The organism is Qipengyuania intermedia (genome assembly GCF_019711615.1).
GTDB classification, from domain to species: domain Bacteria; phylum Pseudomonadota; class Alphaproteobacteria; order Sphingomonadales; family Sphingomonadaceae; genus Qipengyuania; species Qipengyuania intermedia.
The window spans coordinates 408,744-428,770 of sequence record NZ_JAIGNS010000001.1 but is presented as its reverse complement, the minus strand read 5'-3'; the positions used below and the strand labels follow the sequence as shown (position 1 = coordinate 428,770).

The 20,027-nt window shown below is 63.8% G+C and carries 22 protein-coding genes; 14 read left to right on the top strand and 8 right to left on the bottom strand.

Translation table 11 applies throughout. The annotated features are described in order from the left end of the window. The first annotated feature begins 25 nt into the window (after window positions 1–25). Window positions 26–1,087 (top strand): methyltransferase domain-containing protein, encoded by a 1,062-nt coding sequence (locus K3179_RS02120; protein ID WP_221562268.1) that lies wholly within the window; start codon window positions 26–28, stop codon window positions 1,085–1,087. Window positions 1,088–1,144: 57 nt separating this feature from the next. Next, a complete protein-coding gene (locus K3179_RS02115; protein ID WP_221562267.1) occupies window positions 1,145–1,825 on the top strand; it encodes a spermidine synthase family protein in 681 nt (226 codons plus the stop codon). Between the two features lie 15 nt (window positions 1,826–1,840). Here K3179_RS02115 and K3179_RS02110 read toward each other — a convergent pair whose 3' ends face one another. Together K3179_RS02110 and K3179_RS02105 are read right to left on the bottom strand one after the other, a co-directional pair. Further along, on the bottom strand, window positions 1,841–3,025 hold the full coding sequence (locus K3179_RS02110; protein ID WP_221562266.1) for a GGDEF domain-containing protein: 1,185 nt from the start codon (window positions 3,023–3,025) through the stop codon (window positions 1,841–1,843). Window positions 3,026–3,213: 188 nt separating this feature from the next. Further along, entirely contained in the window at window positions 3,214–3,903 is a 690-nt protein-coding gene (locus K3179_RS02105; RefSeq protein ID WP_221562265.1) for a GcrA family cell cycle regulator, read from the bottom strand. 71 nt (window positions 3,904–3,974) lie between these two features. On the opposite strand from K3179_RS02105, the gene K3179_RS02100 reads away from it, so the two are divergent. Both K3179_RS02100 and K3179_RS02095 read left to right on the top strand, forming a co-directional pair. Next, entirely contained in the window at window positions 3,975–4,877 is a 903-nt protein-coding gene (locus K3179_RS02100; RefSeq protein WP_221562264.1) for an ABC transporter permease, read from the top strand. Window positions 4,878–4,924: 47 nt separating this feature from the next. Then, entirely contained in the window at window positions 4,925–6,022 is a 1,098-nt protein-coding gene (locus K3179_RS02095) for an FAD-dependent oxidoreductase (RefSeq protein WP_221562263.1), read from the top strand. Here the strand turns inward: K3179_RS02095 and K3179_RS02090 are convergent. Continuing rightward, a complete protein-coding gene (locus tag K3179_RS02090; RefSeq protein ID WP_221562262.1) occupies window positions 6,012–6,800 on the bottom strand; it encodes a DUF1499 domain-containing protein in 789 nt (262 codons plus the stop codon). The genes K3179_RS02095 and K3179_RS02090 overlap by 11 nt on opposite strands. Window positions 6,801–6,812: 12 nt before the next feature. Continuing rightward, window positions 6,813–7,271 (bottom strand): preQ(1) synthase, encoded by a 459-nt coding sequence (gene queF / locus K3179_RS02085; RefSeq protein WP_221562261.1) that lies wholly within the window; start codon window positions 7,269–7,271, stop codon window positions 6,813–6,815. Window positions 7,272–7,375: 104 nt separating this feature from the next. On the opposite strand from queF, the gene K3179_RS02080 reads away from it, so the two are divergent. From K3179_RS02080 to K3179_RS02040, 9 genes are all read left to right on the top strand, one after another. After that, window positions 7,376–8,506, top strand: a complete 1,131-nt coding sequence (locus tag K3179_RS02080; protein ID WP_221562260.1) for a hypothetical protein — start codon at window positions 7,376–7,378, stop codon at window positions 8,504–8,506. A gap of 37 nt (window positions 8,507–8,543) precedes the next feature. Then, the gene (locus K3179_RS02075; RefSeq protein ID WP_221562259.1) at window positions 8,544–9,377 is read left to right on the top strand and encodes a sulfurtransferase; all 834 of its coding nucleotides are present in this window, start codon (window positions 8,544–8,546) and stop codon (window positions 9,375–9,377) included. Window positions 9,378–9,379: 2 nt separating this feature from the next. Beyond that, a complete protein-coding gene (metC, locus tag K3179_RS02070; RefSeq protein WP_221562258.1) occupies window positions 9,380–10,588 on the top strand; it encodes a cystathionine beta-lyase in 1,209 nt (402 codons plus the stop codon). A gap of 2 nt (window positions 10,589–10,590) precedes the next feature. Continuing rightward, window positions 10,591–11,658 carry a mechanosensitive ion channel family protein gene (locus K3179_RS02065; protein ID WP_221562257.1) on the top strand — a complete coding sequence of 356 codons (1,068 nt, stop codon included), beginning with the start codon at window positions 10,591–10,593 and terminating at the stop codon, window positions 11,656–11,658. A 97-nt stretch (window positions 11,659–11,755) separates the two neighbouring features. Continuing rightward, entirely contained in the window at window positions 11,756–12,514 is a 759-nt protein-coding gene (gene cobA, locus K3179_RS02060; RefSeq protein WP_221562256.1) for a uroporphyrinogen-III C-methyltransferase, read from the top strand. Further along, window positions 12,511–12,807, top strand: a complete 297-nt coding sequence (locus tag K3179_RS02055) for a DUF2849 domain-containing protein (RefSeq protein ID WP_090481934.1) — start codon at window positions 12,511–12,513, stop codon at window positions 12,805–12,807. Before cobA ends, K3179_RS02055 begins: the two co-directional genes overlap by 4 nt. Further along, window positions 12,807–14,438, top strand: coding sequence for a nitrite/sulfite reductase (locus tag K3179_RS02050; RefSeq protein WP_221562255.1), 1,632 nt, complete (start codon window positions 12,807–12,809; stop codon window positions 14,436–14,438). The genes K3179_RS02055 and K3179_RS02050 overlap by 1 nt, the downstream gene beginning before the upstream one ends. Further along, window positions 14,431–14,877: a DUF934 domain-containing protein gene (locus tag K3179_RS02045; protein ID WP_221562254.1), complete on the top strand. Its 447-nt coding sequence runs from the start codon at window positions 14,431–14,433 to the stop codon at window positions 14,875–14,877. Before K3179_RS02050 ends, K3179_RS02045 begins: the two co-directional genes overlap by 8 nt. Beyond that, window positions 14,874–15,629, top strand: coding sequence for a phosphoadenylyl-sulfate reductase (locus K3179_RS02040; protein WP_221562253.1), 756 nt, complete (start codon window positions 14,874–14,876; stop codon window positions 15,627–15,629). Before K3179_RS02045 ends, K3179_RS02040 begins: the two co-directional genes overlap by 4 nt. 48 nt (window positions 15,630–15,677) lie before the next feature. Here the strand turns inward: K3179_RS02040 and K3179_RS02035 are convergent, their stop codons facing one another. Beyond that, window positions 15,678–16,100 carry a hypothetical protein gene (locus K3179_RS02035; protein ID WP_221562252.1) on the bottom strand — a complete coding sequence of 141 codons (423 nt, stop codon included), beginning with the start codon at window positions 16,098–16,100 and terminating at the stop codon, window positions 15,678–15,680. 165 nt (window positions 16,101–16,265) lie between these two features. Here K3179_RS02035 and K3179_RS02030 point away from each other — a divergent pair, with 165 nt between their 5' ends. Next, complete coding sequence (locus tag K3179_RS02030; RefSeq protein WP_221562251.1) at window positions 16,266–16,850, top strand: hypothetical protein; 585 nt, start codon at window positions 16,266–16,268, stop codon at window positions 16,848–16,850. Here the strand turns inward: K3179_RS02030 and K3179_RS02025 are convergent. The 3 genes from K3179_RS02025 to obgE are packed head-to-tail and all read right to left on the bottom strand — an operon-like array spanning window position 16,847 to window position 19,945. Then, window positions 16,847–17,758 (bottom strand): NAD-dependent epimerase/dehydratase family protein, encoded by a 912-nt coding sequence (locus K3179_RS02025; RefSeq protein ID WP_221562250.1) that lies wholly within the window; start codon window positions 17,756–17,758, stop codon window positions 16,847–16,849. The genes K3179_RS02030 and K3179_RS02025 overlap by 4 nt on opposite strands. Beyond that, complete coding sequence (gene proB / locus K3179_RS02020) at window positions 17,755–18,876, bottom strand: glutamate 5-kinase (protein ID WP_221562249.1); 1,122 nt, start codon at window positions 18,874–18,876, stop codon at window positions 17,755–17,757. The genes K3179_RS02025 and proB overlap by 4 nt, the downstream gene beginning before the upstream one ends. A 7-nt stretch (window positions 18,877–18,883) precedes the next feature. Beyond that, window positions 18,884–19,945 carry a GTPase ObgE gene (gene obgE, locus K3179_RS02015; RefSeq protein WP_221562248.1) on the bottom strand — a complete coding sequence of 354 codons (1,062 nt, stop codon included), beginning with the start codon at window positions 19,943–19,945 and terminating at the stop codon, window positions 18,884–18,886. Between the last annotated feature and the right edge of the window lie 82 nt (window positions 19,946–20,027).

Genomic DNA, 20,027 nt, shown 5'->3' with positions numbered 1-20,027 from the left:
CTTAACCGCATGAGGGAGAGCGAAGATGAGCGAACAGATCGATATGGCGAAGGTGGAAGAACTGGCCGGCAAGGTGATCGGCGACGTGGCAGGCGCGCTCAGCCTGTACATGGCTTACCTGGGCGACCAGACCGGCGTTTTCGAAGCAATCGATGAAATGGGCCGCGTAAGCGTGGCTGAACTGGCCGAACACACCGGCATGAACGAGAAGTACCTGCACCAGTGGCTCGGTTCGGTCAGCGCGGCGGGCTACGTCAATTTTCATCCTGAAGACGAGACATTTTCGATCAGCCCGGAACAGGCGCTGATTTTTTCGCGCGAAGGCCAGCCAGCCTGCATGCAGGGCTTCATCCAGGCGGTCGTCTCGCAATACGAGAGCCACGAAAAGGCGGTCAAGACGTTCAAGAGCGGGAAGGGCCGCCCATGGAGCGACCAAAGCGAATGTTGTTTCTGCGGCACCGACCGTTTCTTCCGTCCCGGCTATGCCGCCAATCTCACCAGCGAGTGGATACCAGCCCTCGACGGGGTCGAAGAAAAGCTGAAGGCTGGCGCGAAAATCGCCGATATCGGCTGCGGGCACGGCTCATCGGCCATACTGATGGCCCAGGCCTATCCCAAGTCGACGGTCCATGGATACGACTTCCACGAACCTTCGATCGAGGAGGCCCGGCGCAAGGCGAAGGCTGCCGGCGTCGACAATGTGCAGTTCGAAGTCGCCTCGGCGCAGGATTATCCGGGCGAGGACTATGATTTCGCCTGCATTTTCGATGCGCTGCACGACATGGGCGATCCGGTCGGCGCATCGCGCCATATTCGCGAGACGTTGAAAGACGACGGCACTTTCATGCTGGTGGAGCCGATGGCCGGAGACAGCATGGCCGAGAACATGCATCCTCTGGGCCAGATCTTCTACGCTTTCTCGACGACGGTCTGCACGCCCGCCTCGCTCGCCCAGGACGTCGGCCTCGGGCTCGGCGCGCAGGCGGGTCAGCGACGCCTGACCGAAGTACTGGAGGAAGCAGGCTTTCAAAAGGTGCGGCGGGCATCGGAAACGCCGACGAACATGGTCCTCGAAGTCACCGGCTAGCTATCGCCGGTGCCGCTTACCCGCTATCGGGGCGGTCAAATCGAACTGGAGATCCCGATGTTGCCGCGCGAAACCGTCGCCACTGCCGAAGTGCCCAATGGAGAAACGCTGACCCTGATAAGTCACGGGCGCGATTTCATCATCATGGTCGGGCGCGACGAACTGATGGGCACGCGCATGCAGTTCAGCGAGGAACAGCTAGCGGAGCTCACCCTTGGCGAACTGGACCGCGCGAACCCGCGCGTACTGATCGGCGGCTATGGCATGGGCTTTACCTTCCGCAAGGCGCTGGAGAAGGCGAGCGAGGGCGCCGAGATCGTCGTGGCGGAAGTCGTTCCGGAAATCCTCGAATGGGCGCAGGGGCCTCTCTCCGAGCTGACGGGAGACACGCTGTCCGACCCGCGCGGAGATGTGGTCCTGTGCGATGTCGCCGCGCTGATCGACGATGCGAACGACGGGACTTGCGAAAAATGGGACGCTATCCTCCTCGATGTGGACAACGGACCCGATGGGATCGTGCGCGATGGCAACCAGCGCCTCTATTCCACGACCGGGCTCGGCAAGGCGCGTGACGCCCTGCGCCCCGGGGGCATTCTGGCTGTGTGGTCGGCTGCCCCCGATTACAAGTTCACCCGCAGGCTGAAGGAAGCAGGCTTCGAAGTCGAAGAGCGCCGTGTCCGCGCGCGGCCCAACAACAAGGGCCCGCACCACACCATCTGGTTTGCGCGCAAGCGTTAAGGGGGTCTCAGTCGCTCAAGCGACTTGTGTCAGCGGAAGACTTTCCGCCTGGAATTCGGAGATCGCCAGACTGCGATCGCGCCCGGCTTCCTTGGCGGCATACAGGGCCTTGTCCGCACGGTTCATGGCGAGGGAAAGCGTGTCCGTCCGCGAGATGGCGGTCAGACCGGCGCTGGCCGTTACCGGCAGGCTCATTTCCGGCACCGCCAGGCGCACGGCGGTGGTGATCCGTCGGCGCGCCTGTTCGGCGAGGTTTTGCCAGTCGTCCCCGTATACGAGGATAACGAATTCTTCGCCGCCAAGCCTTGCCACGAAGATATCGTCGGACTTCAAGGCCTGCGCCGCCGCGACAAGCACGCGGTCGCCCATTTCGTGACCGAAGGTGTCGTTTACGCGCTTGAAGTGATCGCAGTCGATCAGGGCAAGTCCGGTAGGCCGGCGTGCGGTGTCGAAGGCGAAGTGCTGTTCCAGCCCGCGCCTGTTGGCGATGTTGGTGAGCGGATCGATCAGCATCAGCTGCTCTGCCGCCTCGATATTGGCCAGCGCGCGGTCGCGTTCCAGCTTGATGCGTCCAAAGCCGGTCATGATCCCGAGGAAGGTGATGACGAGGTCGAAGGACAATGCCGCCAGCACCAGTCGCGGCCAGTAGGAGATGGTTTCCCTGGCAAAAAACTCATAGGTGAAGGCGCCAAGGCCCAGCAGGACCAGCGGGCCCCAGACTATCGCCTGCAATTTGGCGACGCGGCTATGGCGGCGGATGGCTGCGAGCAGGCTGTTGCCGAGCAGGAAGCTCGCCGTCAGTAGGGCGAAATCGTGCAATTGGTGGAAGATCGGCCATGTCTTGCCGAGGAAAGTCGCGGCCGCCGCGAAGATCCCGAGCGGCAGGATATACCACAGGTGCCGCCGATGCGCGCCGAGGTCGATGTGACGTTCGACATAAGTTGCGAAGAAGGGACCGGTACAGCCCACGCCCAGGGCAAGCGCCACTTCGGCGAGGCCGTGGTTATCGAGACCGGCTACCAGCGTCGGAGCGGGACCGAATGAGATCAGCGCAATCGTCATTGCGGCAAAGCAGGCGATGCGGAGCGAACACCACAAGAGGTAATCACGACGGACAAAGGGATAGAGGGCCAGCGAGGTTACGCTGACCACGATCGCTATTCCCATAAATGCGCCGAAAGAGGCGCTCACCCAATCCATGACGTTTCCTGTCTGCGAACGTGTCCGGACAAGCAGGACACGCTCACCTTTTTGCAGGAAGAGGTGACAGGGTGGTCAATCGATATGGTTTAAGCCGAGGAAAGATTTCGCGAAAAATGGCGAAAATCTACCATTTTTCGCGAAAACCGGCTCTTTAGACTTTGCTGCGGTCCCCGGCCCGGGTCGGCTTAACGGACGCGCGGGCCGCCGAAAGGAAGGGGCGGAGGGGGACGGCGCGCACCACGCGGCAGCTGTGCCTGGTAGGCCCTGCCGCAATGCTCGACGCAATAGGGGAAGCCGGGGTTCACCGCTTCGCCGCAGAAGTGGAAATCGGGTTCGCCCGGGTGGCCCATCGGCCAGCGGCAGACCTTGTCGGACAGGTCCAGCAGGCTGGTCTTGTCGGCAATCGAAGGGTCGGGCTTTGCCGGAACCAGTCGCCGCGGCGGCGCGGGAGGGATCGGCGGCTGCTGGTCGCCAGGACCCTGCCGCAGGAAGCCGCCGGGTCCGACCGAAACGATCTTGGGCAGGTCGGGTGTCTTGTTGGGCAGCGGCTGCGAAGGATTGGAATCGGCACGCGCGGCCGTCGCGGCGGGCTTGGGCGCGGCTGCTGGGGCTGGCGCTGCAGCAGCGGGCTTGACCGGTTTGGCCGCCGTGCGCGGTGCCGCCTTCTTGGGCGCAGGTTTGGGAGCAGGCTTGGCAGCCTTTTTCTTTTCGCCGCTCTTCACAGGCGAGGGCCGGGATTTGAGGCCGAGGCGGTGCGCCTTGCCGATCACCGCGTTGCGACTGACGCCGCCGAGTTCCTCGGCGATCTGGCTGGCGGTGGAGCCGCCTTCCCACATTTTCTTCAGCGTCGCGATCCGTTCGTCGGTCCAGCTCATACCTAATCCGTGTTCCTTACATGGCCCGACGTAGCTTGCCAGCCGGGATGCTTGGCCCTAGGCGCACGCCCATGGCCGATCAAGTCCAACCCGCCACTCCCGCCGTGCCGCAAGGCGATGCTTCGTTCAACGAGAATAATGCCGGGAGGAAGGGTCGTTTCCCCGCTCGCGGCGAACCGGTGATCACCGGGATAAACCGCATCGGGTTATGGAGTCTCTATATTAAGGAGGTTCGCCGTTTTCTCAAGGTCCAGACGCAGACGATCTGGGCTCCGGGCGTATCGACCTTCCTCTTTCTGGTGATTTTTACCGTCGCGATGGGCCGCGAGGGGCGCGAAGTGCTGGGCGTTAACTTCGCCACCTTCGTTGCGCCGGGCCTCATCGTCATGGGCATGATGCAGAACGCCTTCGCCAATTCGAGCTTTTCGCTCCTGTCCGGCAAGATCCAGGGCACGATTATCGACCTGCTCATGCCGCCGCTGTCGGAAGGCGAGCTGATGGGCGGGATCGTGGCCGCAGCCGTGACCCGTGCGATCTTCGTCGGCGGTGCGGTCGCGCTGGCGATGGCGTTCTATCCCGGTGTCGATTTGTCGCTCTCGCATCCCTGGGCGGTCGTCTGGTTCGGCCTGATGGGTGCCGTCATGCTGTCGCTGCTCGGACTGCTAGCGTCGATCTGGGCGGAGAAGTTCGATCACAACGCGGCGGTCAGCAATTTCGTGATTGCGCCGCTTAGCCTCCTGTCGGGCACATTCTACCTGATCGACAACCTTGCGCCCGTGTTCCAGACGATCAGCCGCTTGAACCCGTTTTTCTACGTCATCAGCGGCTTCCGCTTCGGGTTCCTCGGCAAGAGCGACATTGGCGATACCAACGAAGCGGTGATCAACGGGGCGATCGGCCTTGGCGTTTTCAACCTGCTGCTGGCCTTTGCAGTTTACCGCGTGCTCAAGTCGGGTTGGAAAATCCGCAATTGAACGATGGTCCGGTTCCGCTGCGGGGCGAGCCGGCGTAGACCCCTGCCATGAGCGGCCAAACCCTCCTGCTGGTCGGCGCCGGGCATGCGCACCTCGGGGTCATCGACGACATCCGCAAGAACGGGCTGCCATGCGAGCGGGTAGTCATCGTCGAACCGCGCAAGGCGATGCATTATTCGGGCATGATCCCCGGTTGGCTGGCGGGGGAATACCGCGCGAGCGAGGCGATGATCCCGCTGCAGCCGCTAATCGAGGAAGCAGGCATCGAGTGGGTAATGGCGGCAGTTGTCGGGATCGACGCCTCCGCGCGAACCGTTCGTCTCGACGACGGCGGGGATCTTGCCTTCGACATCTGCTCCATCGCGATAGGCGGGGCAGGCCGTGCGCGGGAGGTGCTGGGCGATGACCCGCGCCTCCTCGACATCCGCCCCATCGATCGCTTCATCGAGAGTTGGCGCGACTTTCGCGAAAGTGCGGCCCAGCCGCGCCGCATCGCCGTTGTGGGAGGCGGTGGAGGCGGGCTGGAGCTTGCGTTCGGCCTCGCCAATGCCCCCCTGCCCAAAAAGCCCCGAGTCACCCTGATTGCAGGTGCGCATGGGCTACTATCCGATCACGCGGCATCCGTGCAGCGCAAGGCGCGGGCGGAACTGGTCGCGCAGGATATCGTGATTGTCGAAAGCGATGCGGGTTTCGAGGACGGGCGGTTGATCGCCGAAGGACACGACATTCGACCGCCCGACCTGATCGTCGCCGCAATCGGCAGTGGTGCTCCCGACTGGCCGCGTCAAAGCGCCTTGGCTATCGACAAAGACGGCTTCATCGAGGTCGACCGGTACCAGCGCTCTTGCAGCCATCCCCATATCTTCGCCGCGGGGGACGTGGCACGCCGCACGGATCGGCGACTGCCGCATTCCGGCGTGCATGCGGTCTATGCCGGACCGGTCCTTGCCGACAATCTGCGCCGGGCAATGGATGGCCGCGAGCCGACCAATACCTATCGCGGCAGGGGAATGGATTTCTACCTGTTCAACACCGGTCGCGGCGAAGCCATTCTGAGCTATGGACGGATCGCGCTGAAAGGTCGCTGGTTGCGCAAGCTGAAGGACTGGCTGGACCGGCGCTGGATCGAGCGGTTCACTCGCTGAGGCGGTTCTCGATCGCTTCCGACAATTCGCGCAGCCGCGCTGCGTTATAGCCAAGGTCCGACAGTCCGACGCGGCTGACCGAACGCAGGTCGATCTCGCCATCGCGCACACGCGCGACGACATCGTCCTTGAAGCCGAACAGGAATGTTTCCGCCACGCCTTCGACGCGGCCGCCTTCGACATCGCTGGTGACTTCGGAAAGTCCGATATCCTCCATGGCGAGGGAGACAGCGACCATCGCATCGCCGGCATCGCCCGAATAGGGGATGGAAGCGAGATCGGGGTAGCTCTCGGCGATGATCTGGGCGTGGGATTGCGAGGCGAGCGGGCCTTCCGTCTCGCTCCACGCGTCCAGTTCACCAAGCGGCGTCGCGTAATCATTGAGTGGATTGGCCGACAGCTGGGCCCGCTTCTCGCGCGTCCAAGGCGTGAACTGCGGCGGATCGGTGACGTCGGTGGCGACATCGTGGATCGGCGGCACGCTCTCAGCCGTGGCAGCAACCGAGGCGAGACCGCCCATGAATGCGCCGGGAATGGCGAGCGCGAGGGTAGCCTTCCACCACTGGCCGCGCGGGCCTTTCCAGAGGACCGCGACGAGTGCGATGATGGCCACCAGTGCCGTGATGCCGATCAGGATCGGCCCCCAGCCGCGGACCATCGTGCCCAGGGCAAACCGCCAGTCGATCAGCCCGAACTTCGGTCCGAAGACGGCAGCGGCGAACCAGAGGACTAGCCCGACGGCCAGCCACAAGGCGATCTTCGGCAGCTTCGCAATCATCGCAATTTCTCCCTATCCGCGGCCACGATAGGACGAGACGCCCTGATCGGGAAGCCATAGCTCGGCAGGCGGTGCGCCGCTTTGCCAGAAGACGTCGATCGGGATGCCGCCGCGCGGATACCAGTATCCGCCGATACGCAGCCAGCGCGGCTTCATTTCCTCGAACAGTCGCTGGCCGATGCCGACAGTCACATCCTCGTGGAAGCCGTTGTGATTGCGGAACGACCCGAGAAACAGCTTGAGGCTCTTCGATTCGACGATCGTCTCGCCAGGCGCGTAATCGATCACGAGATGCGCGAAATCGGGCTGGCCGGTTACCGGGCACAGCGAGGTGAATTCCGGCGCTGCGAACCGGACCAGGTAAAGCTGGCCCGCACGCGGGTTGGGCACGTAATCGAGTTCGGCCTCTTCGGGTGAGGTCGGCAGGGGGCTGTTCTCGCCAAGGAACTTGGGTGTCGGTGTGTCGCTCATGCCGCGCATCTGCCGCGAATGTCGTCCCGGCGCAAGGAGGGGGCTTGGATGCGCATCCTTCACCGCCTATTCAGCGCGCCTTCCCGACCAGACCGGCCGTTACCATGAATATACGTTCTACCACTCTTCTTGCTGCCCTCGTGCTTGCCCTGCCTGTGTCCGCGGCAGCGCAACGCGCGCAGGATTTCCAGCTTCCGCCGTCGAACCCGACCTCTACGCCCAGTCCGCAGGTGCAGGGCCCGGTGGACGATGCAGCGCCGGTGACGACGCGCCCCCGGGTCATCGAAACCGCGCGGTCCACGCCGACGCCGACGCCGACCCAGCAAGCCACACCGGCACCGCAAGAAGCCCCGACGCCCAGGCCCACGATCTCGCCCGGACCGGTCATCGAAACCGCGCCGCGACAAGGGCCCACGCAGGCCCCTGCCGTAGGAAGCGCACGTCCGGCTCCGCCACAGATCGAGGCACCAGTCGATACGCTGCCCGAAACGCAAGCGGGGGAGCCCACCAGCACGATAGATCCTCCCGGGTCGATATCGCTTCCCGCTGCCGAACCGGTTGCGCCTGACGCAGATGCCGACGTCACCGTTGCGGAGGAAACGGGCGGACTGCCCTGGGCGATCATCCTGGCTGCGCTGGCAGGTCTCCTCGCACTGGGATTCGCGCTCTTCGCGTGGCAGCGCAAGCGTGCAAGCGCACCGCCGCCCCGGATCGAACGCCCCGTCGTAGCGCCCAAGCAGGCGCCTGCAGCCGCGCAGGTTGCAAAGCCTGCCGAGATCAAGGTCGAAGCGATCAAGCTGACGCTTTCCTTCGCGTACGCGACGCTCGACTACCGGGTGAGCGTGCTCAATCGTTCGACCTCGGCGATGTCAGGCGTGTCGGTTTCTGCCGATCTCGTCTCGGCGCACGGCGACTTGCCAGTCGAACAGCAGGTCGCATCGGCCGGGCAGGACCTGCCCCAGCAGCATGTCTTCGAACGCATCGCGCCGGGTCAGAGCGTGCGGTATGAAGGCAAGGTCCAGCTTCCTGTCGCCAATGCCCGCGTGCTGCACCAGGGCTCCATGGTCCTGCTCGTGCCGCTACTGCGGCTGAAAGTCGCCGATGCCAGGGGAGAGCCCCAGGTCCGCACCTTCGTCATCGGTCAGGGCGAGGCCAATGCCGGGCGTGTTGCTCCATTCCGTCTCGACGAAGGCTTGCGCAGCTGGAGCCCGGTCGCGGCCCGCGCTCTCGACTGACATCGACAGCGATGCGCCCCCGCGCTAGCACGCAGGGATGGACAAACTGGTTTCTACAGAGTGGCTCGCAGCGCGGATCGGCGCGGATGACCTAATCATCCTCGATGCAACCATGCATCTGCCCGACAGCGGGAGGGACGCGGAAGCCGAGTTCCGGCAGCGGCACATTCCCGGTGCGCGGTATCTCGACCTCGCCGCGCTTACCGATCCCGGCTCCAGCGTCCCCAAGGCGGTGCCGACGGCAGACCAATTCGCCGAGAGGATGCGAAAGCTTGGCGTCGCCCATGGTGGCCGCATCGTCCTCTACGACGACAGCGATATTCGCAGCTCCGCGCGCGCCTGGTTCCTGTTCGACCACGCGGGCGAGCCCAATGTGGCCGTGCTCGACGGCGGACTTGCCAAATGGATAGCGGAGGATCGCCCGCTGGAGGACGATCGCCTCGATCACGCGCCGCGCGATTATCCGGAGCCGCACATGCGGCGCGATGTCCGCAGCAAGCAGGACATTCTCGACGCCATCGAGAATGGCGATGCCCAACTCGTCGATGCCCGCGATGCGGCGCGTTTTGCGGGCGAAGAAGGCAGCGGGTCCGACGGTCATATTCCCGGCGCGGCGAATGTGCATTTCACGCGGCTGCTCAACGAGGATGGGACCTATCGCAGCGCCGATGAGATACGCGGCATCTTCGAAAGCGCAGGCGTGGACCTCGACAAGCCGGTCATCACCAGCTGCAACAGCGGCATGACGGCCTGCGTTCTCCTCTTCGCGCTGGAAGTGGCGGGTAAGGAGGATGTCGCGCTATACGATGGCAGCTGGATGGAGTGGGGCGCCGATCCCGATACGCCCAAGGCCAGGGGCTCGGCTGGCTGACCATGGCGGGCTCCAAGGGAAAGCAGGGCAAGGGCACGCGCTTGGTGACGACGGGGCGGACGGGCGATTTCGCCCGGCACGTGGTCAATCCGCCGGTGTGGCGGGCCAGCACCCATCTCTATCCCGATTGCGCCTCCTTGCGCGAAGGGCCGAAGGCGAACGAGGACGGGCGCTTCTTCTACGGCAGGCGCGGCGCGCCGACGCAATGGGCACTGTCGGACGCGCTGACCGAGCTGGAGCCGGGCGCACATGGCACGGTCCTCTACCCCAGCGGCGTTGCGGCCATCGTCGGTGCGCTGATGGCAGTGCTGAAGGCAGGCGACGTCCTGCTCGTTACCGACAATGCATACGACCCGACCCGCAATACCGCCATGGGCCTGCTCAAGCGCTTTGGTGTCGAGCACCGGTTTTTCGACCCGCTCGACCTCGATGGATTTGCGGAAAAGTTCTGCGAACGGACCAAGGCGGTCATGCTGGAGAACCCCGGCAGCCTGACGATGGAATTGTGCGATATTCCCGCGCTCGCCGCGATTGCACGGGATCAGGGAGCGGTCAGCCTGATGGACAATACCTGGGCGACATCGCTCGGTTTCCCGGCTCTGGAGCGGGGGTGCGACATTGCGATCATGGCGCTGACCAAGCATGTCGGCGGGCATTCAGACCTGATGATGGGTTCCGCGAGCGCGGGTGAGCGCTGGTATCGCCGCCTGCGCATGACGGCTCAGCAGCTTGGCCACATCGTGTCACCAGATGACGCTGCTCTCGCGCTGAGGGGGCTGAGAACGATGGACGTGCGGCTGGAACGCGAAACCGCGACTGCCCTCAAGATTGCAAAGTGGCTGGAAGCGCGGGACGAGGTCGCACAGGTGCTGTGCCCGGTCCTGCCCGGATCGGCGGGTCACGAACTATACGAACGCGATTTCACGGGCGGCTGCGGCCTGTTCAGCTTCGTTCTCAAGGACCGCGACGATGCGGCACGAGTGCGCCTGATCGATGCGTTGGAGCTGTTCGGCATCGGATACAGCTGGGGCGGCTTCGAGAGCCTTGCCCTGCCGTTTGACGTGCCGGGCGTGCGAAGCGTGATGAATTGGCCGAAGAAAGATTGGGGGATTGGCGATAGCTGCGGAATTCGCCTATCGATCGGTCTCGAGGATGCAGGCGACCTGATCGCAGATCTCGATCAGGCTTTCGTGGTAATGGATAAAGGATAGTCGTGCAGGGCGAAACACCACCCGCAAGCAGTGAAACCCCGCAGACCGATACGGTAGAGCAGGCGTGGTCCCTGGCCGAACCTGCGCCGGAAGAAACCGCCGTGGCGGCATCGGAAGGTATCAGGGAAGCGGTCAGCGAAAAAAGCGCAACGGTCGGTTCGATCGTCGACACGCTGGATTCGCTCGCGCTGAGCTTCGGCGAGATGCGCATTTCGCTGTTCGACGTGCTGATCGTGGCAACGATCCTCGTCGGCGTGATCGCCTTCGCCTGGTTTATCAGCAAATTGTCGCGCCGACTGGTGCGACGCATCACAAGGCTGGACGACACGCAGCAATTGCTGGTCGAGAAGATCGTCACCATCGCCATCTGGGCCGCGGCCTTCTTCCTCGGGATCGACTTGCTCGGTATCGATTTGACCGCGCTGGCGGTATTCTCCGGCGCTTTCGGCCTTGCCATCGGTTTCGGCCTGCAGAAGACATTCGGTAATCTGATTGCCGGCATCATCCTCTTGATGGACAAGTCGATCAAGCCGGGTGACGTCATCGCGGTGACGGACATGGCCGGTAATGAGAGCTTCGGCCAGATCCGCAAGATCGGCGTTCGTGCGGTATCGGTGACCACGCGCGACCAGCGCGAATATCTGATCCCGAACGAAAACCTGATGATAAACCAGGTGGAAAACTGGTCCTATTCGTCGAAGAATGTGCGCATGCAGGTGCCGGTCGGCGTCAGCTACGAGGCCGATATGAAGCTGGCAGAAGAGCTCATGCTTGAAGCGGCCAAGTCGTGCGACCGCGTGCTGAAAGCGCCCCCTCCCACCGTCTGGATGGCCGAATACGGCGATAACTCGGTGAATTTCATGATCCACTGCTGGATCAAGGACCCTGAAGACGGTGTCGGCAATGTGCGCAGTGCCGTGCTCAAGAAGCTGTGGTGGTTGTTCAAGGAGAACGGCATCGAAATCCCGTTCCCGCAGCGCGACCTGCACATCCGCTCGAGCGATCAGCTCGACCGGTGGTTCGAAATGATGATGACCCGCAGCGGCGGCGACCAGGTTACAAAAGAATAGTTTTGCGCGCGCACAGCGCTGATTTCAAAATCTGCGCTACCTGCCCACGCATTCATTCTGATTGGCGTGGCATGCCCATGCGGCGCATCTATGACCCATGGCAAATACCGGAACCATATATCTCGTCGGCGCGGGGCCGGGCGATCCCGATCTTCTGACGCTGAGGGCTGCGCGCCTGCTCGATCGCGCGCGCATCATCGTCCACGACGGTCTCGTCGATCCTGCAATCCTGGCGCTCGCCCATCCTGATGCCGAGCTGATCTCGGTCGCGAAACAGCGGTCGAAGCACACCATGGCGCAGGAAGACATCTGCGACCTGCTGGTGCGCATTGCCCGCTCCGGTGAAGACGTCGTGCGCCTGAAGGGCGGCGATCCCTTCATTTTCGGGCGTGGCGGCGAAGAAGCGGAAGCGGCTCGCGCGGCGAATGTGCCGGTCGAAGTCGTGCCGGGCATCAGCGCCGCCAACGGCGCGGCGGCTGCGGCACAGATTGCGCTCACCCACCGCGATGCATCCTCGATCGTCAGCTTCGTCGCCGGCCAGTGCAAGGGGCTGAAGGACCAGGACTGGGCCGGACTTGCCGGCAAGGGCCGCACGCTCGTCATCTACATGGGCGTGAAGACCGCGCCGCAAATTGCGGAAAAGCTGATGGAAGATGGCCTTGCGCCCGACATGCCGGTGGCCGTGATCGAGAACGGTGCGCGCCCCGAAATGCGCGTGCTGCGCGCTCCGCTGGCTGCTCTTCCCGACCTTGTCGAAGCCGAACAGGTTATCAGTCCCGCGCTGATCGTAATTGGCGAGGTGACGGCGCGCGATAACGTCTCGCTCGCGGCTCTTGCACAGGAGGCTGCGCGATGAGGATTTTGACCGGAAACGACCTCAAGACGGGTGCGGTCACCTGGTGGACCGGCAGCGACTGGTCCCTCCATGTCGAAGACGCCGTCGATGTGACCGGCAGCGAGGACGAAATCGCCCGCCGCGAGGAATCCGCCCGCCGCGTCAATGCGCCCTATGCGATCGACGCGACGATGGACGAGGGCAGCCCGCGTCCTTCGCACATCAAGGACCGCGTCCGCGCGATCGGCCCGACGGTGCGCCCCGATCTCACTCTCAAACCCGCCGATCCCGACATCGGCAACTGGGTGATCTGATGTATAAGTACGATTCATACGACCAGCAGATGGTCGATGCCCGGGTCGAGGAATTCCGCGACCAGGCACGCCGCCGTCTCGAAGGAAAGCTGACCGAAGACCAGTTCAAGCCGCTGCGGCTGATGAACGGTCTCTACCTGCAATTGCACGCCTACATGCTGCGCGTCGCCATTCCCTATGGCACGCTCGACAGCCGGCAGATGCATGCGCTGGCCGATATCGCGGACAAGTACGATCGCGGATACGGGCATTTCACCACCCGCCAGAACATCCAGTACAACTGGATCAAGCTGGAAGATGCGGCCGATATCTTGGCCGATCTCGCCAAGGTGGAAATGCACGCCATCCAGACCAGCGGGAACTGCATCCGCAATATCTCGTCCGACCATTTCGCGGGCGCTGCTGCGGACGAGGTCGTCGACCCAAGGCCTTATGCCGAATTGCTGAGGCAATGGTCGAGCTTCCACCCCGAATTCAGCTATTTGCCGCGCAAGTTCAAGATCGCGGTGATCGCCAGCGACACCGATCGTGCAGCCATGCGGTTGCATGACATCGGCATCCAGATCGTGGAGCGGGACGGCGAACTGGGCGCTGCCTTCTACGTCGGCGGGGGCATGGGCCGCACGCCGATGATCGCGCCTTGCATCAACCCCTTCGTCCCGCTCGACCAATTGGTGACCTATGCCGAGGCATGCCTGCGGGTCTACAACCGCCACGGTCGCCGCGACAACAAGTACAAGGCGCGCATCAAGATCCTCGTCCACGAGATGGGCGCGGAAGAATACACGCGCCAGGTCGAAGCGGAATTCGCGCACCTTCTTGAACAGGGCGTCGAACCTCCCTTCGCCGAACTCGAGCGTATCCGCACCTACTTCGAGGACCCGCTTTTCGAAGCGGACCTGCCCGATGACATCGATCGCTCGGATCCCGATTTCGCGCTGTGGGTCGACCGCAATACGGTTGCGCACAAGGCGGATGGATACGTGTCCGCCGTCATCAGCCTGAAGCCGGTCGGCGGCATTCCTGGCGATGCGACCGCAGAGCAGATGCATCTGATGGCCGACCTCGCGCGCGATTACAGCTTCGACGAACTGCGCGTGATGCACACGCAGAACATCGTCCTGCCGCACGTTCGCAAGGCCGATCTCCACGCGCTATGGAGCGCTCTCGATGACGCAGGACTGGGCAGCCCGAACCTCGACACGGTCGAGGACATCATCGCCTGCCCGGGCCTCGACTATTGCAGCCTCGCCAATGCGCGCTCGATCCCGGTCGCGCAGCAGATTTCGGAGCGTTTCGCCGCAAATGGGAAGACCGAGGCGCTGGGCCAGCTCAAGCTGAAGATTTCCGGCTGCATCAACGCCTGCGGGCACCACCACGCTGGCCATATCGGCATCCTCGGCGTCGATAAGAAGGGCGTCGAGAACTACCAGCTCCTGCTCGGCGGGAGCGAGGCGGAGGACGTGAGCCTCGCCAAGATCACCGGCCCCGGCTTCGATGAAGCAGGCATCGTCGACGCGGTCGAAACCGCCGCAGACGTCTACCTGCGCGAACGCCAGGACGGCGAGCGCTTCCTCGACACCTACCGCCGTATCGGCATGACCCCCTTCAAGGAGGCCCTCTATGGCTGACTTCGTTTCCGACACAGACACGCTCATCCGCTATCGCGAAGACGAGCCCGTCGATCATGCGGCGGTAACGGTCGATTCCTTCCTCGACCAGTCGAACGCGAGCGCCGTGCGCGTGGAACCGGGCGACGACGCGCGCGAACTGATCCCGCATCTCGAACGTCTTGCGCTGGTGGAAGTGAATTTCCCCGCTTTCGGTGACGGGCGCGGATATTCGTCCGCCCGTCTGTTGCGCGAAGCCGGCTACGAGGGCGAACTGCGCGCCGTGGGCGATGTGCTGGTCGACCAGGTCGCTTATATGCGCCGCTGCGGCTTCGACGCTTTCGAGCCGGACACAGCCCTCAACCAAGACGACCTCGAAACCGCGCTCTCGCGCCGGCCGGAAGTGTACCAGCCTGCCGCCGACAGCCGCACGCCGATCTGGGCCAAGCGGCACGCATGAACGAGACACGCGCCATCGACCGCCTCGATACGGGGCCACGCTTCACGGATCAGGACGCCATCCGCCTGAACCGAATGTTTCGCGGCACCGAAACGGAAGACTGGCTGCGCGCGGTGGTCGACGGCAATTTGGTGGGAGACATCGCGCTGGTTTCCAGCTTCGGTGCGGAAAGTGCCGCACTGCTGCACCTCGTCTCACGGATCGACGACAGCATCCCGATCCTGTTCCTCGACACGGGCAAGCATTTTCCGGAAACCCTGGCCTATCGCGACGAATTGACCGACTTGTTCGGCCTCAACCGGGTCGATCTTTATCCCGAGCTTTCCGATCTCCAAAAGCGCGATGAAACGGGCCTTCGCTGGTCATATGATCCGGACGGATGCTGCGAATTGCGTAAGGTGCGTCCGCTGGAGAAGGCGCTGGCACGCTATGATGCGAGCCTCACGGGGCGCAAGGCGTTCCAGTCCTCGACCCGCGCCAATCTGCCGCGTTTCGAAGTGGACACTTCGGATGCGCAGGGGCGAATGAAGATCAACCCGCTGATCGACTGGGATGCGGACCGTATCGCAGCCTATTTCGAAGAGCATAATCTCCCGCGTCATCCGCTGGTAGAACGCGGTTTCCCCTCGATCGGCTGCTCGCCCTGTACCCGCGAAGTGAAGCCGGGCGAAGATCCGCGCGCCGGCCGCTGGAGCGGCTGGGACAAGGTGGAGTGCGGCATCCACAAGCCGGACGAGGAACCCTTCCTCTAAAGAAAAAGGGCGCGAAGGTTCGATCCCCCGCGCCCCGATTGGTTCAACTTAGCTTTGTACGCGCTCGACCACGGCCGTCTCCCCGGCGGGATTGGTCGATGTCCAGACGCCGTCTTCGCCGATCTGTTCGGTGTTGCACTGCTCCCCGGCGGGGGTGTCTTCATCGACATAGGCTTCGTCGACCGTGTAGCAGTACTGGCTCGGCGATTTCTGGTCCCACCTGCCGGTCTCGACGACTTCGCCATTGAGCGACTGGGTGTAGGTGCCGTCGGCGCGAACATCCTCGTCGTATACGTTGCCGTCCGAAGACGTGACGCGGTACATTCCCGGGGTTGCCTGGCCGTCCGCCGCGATGCCGGACTCGTCCACCATGGCGGGCTCTTCCACCGGTTCGTCTACGACTTCTTCTTCGGCAGCCTGCGAACAGCCTGCCAGGATCGCCGCGCTTGCGACGAGTATCAGTTTTCTCATGAAGACCTCCACAGCGACCCGTGAATGAAGGCGGATATTTCCGCTCACGACTCGCAACCCTGCGCGGACACTAGGGGCGAGGGTGGAGGGTGGCAACGTTCCTCGGGTTTGGGCGCGTCACCCAGCCCGTGTTGACTTGCCTTTGCGCGCGGATAGGCTCCCCCGATGTCGATTGCCCTCCTATCCGTTCTCGCACTGGCGCAGGCCGCCGGTCCGCTGTCTCCGCCCGACTGCACCTATGATCGCGAGGTAATGCTCGCTTTGTCCCAGCAGGAGTTCGATCAGGACCTCGAAGGGGGCTGGAGGTCGCTGGCGAAACGCGGCTGCAGCGAAGAGGCCGCCGAGCTAATCCGCGACTGGCGTCACGAAAAGCGGGCCCATGCCAGCATTCTTTACTGGCACGAGGGGCAGCTTCGCGCGGAAATCGGCCAGACTGAGCAGGCGATCGCGCTGTTCAAACTGACCTATAAATCGCCCGAGTGGGACCGCGATTTCGGCTGGAATCACTATGTCGACGGGAGTATCGCCTTCCTGTCACGTGATCGCGAGAGGCTGGCGCGCGCGATCGAGCGGCTGAAAGGGATGCCTGCACCCGACAATCTGACGTTCAATCGCCCAGACGGCTCGAGTTTCACAATGGCATGGCCGCCGAACCTCAACGTGCTCGAGGCGTTCGACAGGTGCTGGGACCGGCCCTACGCGGAAGCCTATGCGATGAGGGAGTGCGTGGCGCCGGAGCAAGCAGGCTAAAGCCAGCCTTCCTCGCGATACCATTGCGCGGTCATCTTCAGGCCGTCGCGGCTTTCGATATAGGGCTCCCACACGGCTGCGGGCACTTTCATCGCGGATCGCGATACCCAGTTCGGATGGGTCATGTAGCCGACCCGGTCGGCAGTCAGGCGCGCCTTGTCGCCGCGCAGCAATTTGTCGGCCTTCGCGCCCAGTTCCAGCACGTTCTTGGGGAGATGGGGTGCAAAGACCCTGCGTCCCACGGCCTGCCCGATGGCTTTGGCGAGTTCGTCATGGCCCCAGCCGCCTTCGCGTCCGTCGTCGGGTTCGAAGGTCTTGCGCCTCACCAAGGCGGGTGAGGCATCGACGAGGTCGAGCAGGAGGCGCGCAAGGTCTTGCACATGGATCAGCGAACTGGCGCCGCGCGGGGGCAGGGGAAGGAAGCCGAATTTCGCGCTGCGGAACATCTCGAAATAATCGACATCGCGCGGGCCGTATACGCCGGGCGGACGCACGGTCGTCCAGTCGAGGCCGCTCGCCTCGACCAGCTTTTCCGCCTCCGCCTTCGAGGCGCCGTAGGCCGACAGACCTGGCTCGCGCGCGGCGAGGGAAGAAACGAAAACGAAGCGCTTCACCTTCTTGGCCTTTGCGGCCTCGATCAGGCGCGCGGTTCCTTCGACATTGGCCTCGCGAAAAGTAGCTGGGTCGGGGGTGTTGGTGAGGCCTGCCACGTGGATGACGGCGTCGGCACCTTGGCAGAGTGTTTCCAGCGATGCGGTGTCGGACAGGCTGCCCTCGATCCACTCCACCCCTGCCGCTTCGTCCTGCGCACGGCGGGTCAGGGCCCGAATTGTGACCTCCCGATCGCTAGCGACGTCGAGCACGGCCCTCCCGACGAAGCCGGTGGCCCCTGTCAGCGCGACGATCATGCGCGCACCATGTGGTCGCGATGGACGACTGCGGCGCGGGGCGCATAGCCGAGCTTTTCGGCCTGCTCTTCTTCGCGCAGGCCCACGATCTGGCGGCATTCGGCGGCGCTGTATTCGACGAGGCCCTGACCCAGCCGCTCGCCCTTCGCACCGTGGATTGCGACAAGGTCGCCGCGCTGGAAATCGCCCTCGATTGCCGTGAGACCTGCCGCGAGCAGGCTGGCGCCGTTGGCGAGCGCGGCGGTGCAGCCGGGATCGACGGTCAGCACGCCTGCCGGGGCAAGCCTGCCGGACAACCATGCCTTGCGCGCGCTCTCTTCTCCTTGCGCGGTGAAGAGCGTGCCGGTCCCGCTGTCCAGCGCCTTTCCGATAGGCGCGTCGTGCGTGCCGTTGATGATCGCGAGGCAGATACCGGCGCGCTCGGCAATGCGCGCGGCCTGCAATTTGGCGACCATGCCGCCAGAGCCCATGCCCGAACCCGATTCCGTGCTCGCCATGGCGATGACTTCGGGTGAAACGCCCTCGACCTTTTCGATCAGCTGCGCGCCATCTTCGCTCGGGTGGCGATCGTAGAGCCCGTCGACGTCGGAGAGCAGCAGGACCGCATCCCCGCCCGCAGCCTGCGCCACGCGGGCGGCAAGCCGGTCGTTATCGCCGAACCGGATTTCTTCGGTCGCCACGCTGTCGTTCTCGTTGACCACCGGCACTGCGCCGGTTTCGATCAGCCGCTGCAGCGTTGCGGAGGCATTGAGGTAGCGCCTGCGGTCCTCGAGATCGCCCAGCGTCACCAGCATCTGCGCGGCAAGCATTCCGTGCGCCGCCAGCGCCTCTCCCCAGACCCGCGCCAGTTCCACCTGCCCGACCGATGCGGCCGCCTGTGCATCGGCAAGACTTGCGCGGCCACCCTTTGGCAGTCCGAGGCGTGCGGCACCCAGCGCAATCGCGCCCGAGGATACGACGATGATCTCGGTGCCCGCTTCCCGCAACCCGGCCAGTTCGCCTGCCAAAGTCGCCAGCCATTCGCGCCGCGCTTCGCCGTTTTCGATCAGCAGGGCCGAGCCGACCTTGACGATCAGCCGCCTGGCGGAACGAATGTCGGCGAGGGAGGCTATGGCCATCGAGAAATCAGAGAGGCGACCAGTCGGAGGCTTCGTCCGCCTCGGTATCGTCGACAGGCGCGGCCTTGGTCTCGGTCGCGGTGCGTTCCGGCAGGTAGCTGAGGACCGCATCCATGAGTTCTTCGACCCCTTCGCCCGTCGCGCCGGAGATGGAGAAGACCTTTTCCGCCCCTGCAGCCAGCAATTCATCGGCAAAGGCCGCGCCCAGTTCCTTGTCCGCAAGGTCGAGCTTGTTGAGCACCACCAGCTGCGGCTTGTCTAGGAGGCCCGCGCCATAGGCGTCGAGCTCCGCGTTGACGGTCTGGTAGGCGTCTGCGGGGTCATCGCCCGCAATGTCGATCAGGTGGATCAGCACGCGGCAGCGTTCGATATGGCCGAGGAAGCGATCGCCGATGCCTGCGCCGTCTGCTGCGCCTTCGATCAGGCCGGGAATGTCGGCGAGGACGAATTCACGCCCCTTGTGGCGCACGACGCCGAGTTTCGGCACGAGCGTGGTGAAGGCATAAGCGCCCACCTTGGCCTTGGTATTGGTGACCTGGTTGATGAAAGTCGATTTGCCCGCATTCGGCAGGCCGAGCAGGCCAACATCTGCCAGCAGCTTCAGCCGCAGCCAGACCCACATTTCCTCGCCCGGTTCGCCCGGCTGGTGCTGGCGCGGGGCGCGGTTGGTCGAACTCTTGTAGCTGGCGTTGCCGCGTCCGCCGATACCGCCTTCGAGGAAGACGACCTTCTGTCCCGCTTCGGTGAAATCGGCGAGCACTTCTTCCTTGTCCTCGGACAGGACCTGCGTGCCGACGGGCACCTGGATCACCAGGTCGGGCGCGCCTGCACCGGTGCGGTCGCGGCCCATGCCGTGGCTGCCGCGCTTCGCCTTGAAATGCTGCGAGTACCGAAAGTCGATCAGCGTGTTGAGGCCTTCGACCGCTTCGAAAACGATGTCGCCGCCCTTGCCGCCATTGCCGCCGTCCGGGCCGCCATACTGGATATATTTCTCGCGGCGAAAGCTGACGGCGCCGGGGCCTCCGGAACCGCTTTTCAGGTAGATCTTCGCTTGGTCGAGAAAGTGCATGGCGCGCCTCTAATCGTTTTTGCCGCCGATGGCGAGTATTGGTGGCCCCCAAACTGGGTGCCCTGACGAATTGTCTTTGCGC

Excerpts from the sequence above, each read along its gene's own strand:
- K3179_RS02120 (WP_221562268.1), top strand. The coding sequence starts at position 26 with ATGAGCGAACAGATCGATATGGCGAAGGTGGAAGAACTGGCCGGCAAG.
- K3179_RS02115 (WP_221562267.1), top strand. The coding sequence starts at position 1,145 with ATGTTGCCGCGCGAAACCGTCGCCACTGCCGAAGTGCCCAATGGAGAA.
- K3179_RS02110 (WP_221562266.1), bottom strand. The coding sequence starts at position 3,025 with ATGGATTGGGTGAGCGCCTCTTTCGGCGCATTTATGGGAATAGCGATC.
- K3179_RS02105 (WP_221562265.1), bottom strand. The coding sequence starts at position 3,903 with ATGAGCTGGACCGACGAACGGATCGCGACGCTGAAGAAAATGTGGGAA.
- K3179_RS02100 (WP_221562264.1), top strand. The coding sequence starts at position 3,975 with ATGGCCGATCAAGTCCAACCCGCCACTCCCGCCGTGCCGCAAGGCGAT.
- K3179_RS02095 (WP_221562263.1), top strand. The coding sequence starts at position 4,925 with ATGAGCGGCCAAACCCTCCTGCTGGTCGGCGCCGGGCATGCGCACCTC.
- K3179_RS02090 (WP_221562262.1), bottom strand. The coding sequence starts at position 6,800 with ATGATTGCGAAGCTGCCGAAGATCGCCTTGTGGCTGGCCGTCGGGCTA.
- queF (WP_221562261.1), bottom strand. The coding sequence starts at position 7,271 with ATGAGCGACACACCGACACCCAAGTTCCTTGGCGAGAACAGCCCCCTG.
- K3179_RS02080 (WP_221562260.1), top strand. The coding sequence starts at position 7,376 with ATGAATATACGTTCTACCACTCTTCTTGCTGCCCTCGTGCTTGCCCTG.
- K3179_RS02075 (WP_221562259.1), top strand. The coding sequence starts at position 8,544 with ATGGACAAACTGGTTTCTACAGAGTGGCTCGCAGCGCGGATCGGCGCG.
- metC (WP_221562258.1), top strand. The coding sequence starts at position 9,380 with ATGGCGGGCTCCAAGGGAAAGCAGGGCAAGGGCACGCGCTTGGTGACG.
- cobA (WP_221562256.1), top strand. The coding sequence starts at position 11,756 with ATGGCAAATACCGGAACCATATATCTCGTCGGCGCGGGGCCGGGCGAT.
- K3179_RS02055 (WP_090481934.1), top strand. The coding sequence starts at position 12,511 with ATGAGGATTTTGACCGGAAACGACCTCAAGACGGGTGCGGTCACCTGG.
- K3179_RS02050 (WP_221562255.1), top strand. The coding sequence starts at position 12,807 with ATGTATAAGTACGATTCATACGACCAGCAGATGGTCGATGCCCGGGTC.
- K3179_RS02045 (WP_221562254.1), top strand. The coding sequence starts at position 14,431 with ATGGCTGACTTCGTTTCCGACACAGACACGCTCATCCGCTATCGCGAA.
- K3179_RS02040 (WP_221562253.1), top strand. The coding sequence starts at position 14,874 with ATGAACGAGACACGCGCCATCGACCGCCTCGATACGGGGCCACGCTTC.
- K3179_RS02035 (WP_221562252.1), bottom strand. The coding sequence starts at position 16,100 with ATGAGAAAACTGATACTCGTCGCAAGCGCGGCGATCCTGGCAGGCTGT.
- K3179_RS02030 (WP_221562251.1), top strand. The coding sequence starts at position 16,266 with ATGTCGATTGCCCTCCTATCCGTTCTCGCACTGGCGCAGGCCGCCGGT.
- K3179_RS02025 (WP_221562250.1), bottom strand. The coding sequence starts at position 17,758 with ATGATCGTCGCGCTGACAGGGGCCACCGGCTTCGTCGGGAGGGCCGTG.
- proB (WP_221562249.1), bottom strand. The coding sequence starts at position 18,876 with ATGGCCATAGCCTCCCTCGCCGACATTCGTTCCGCCAGGCGGCTGATC.
- obgE (WP_221562248.1), bottom strand. The coding sequence starts at position 19,945 with ATGCACTTTCTCGACCAAGCGAAGATCTACCTGAAAAGCGGTTCCGGA.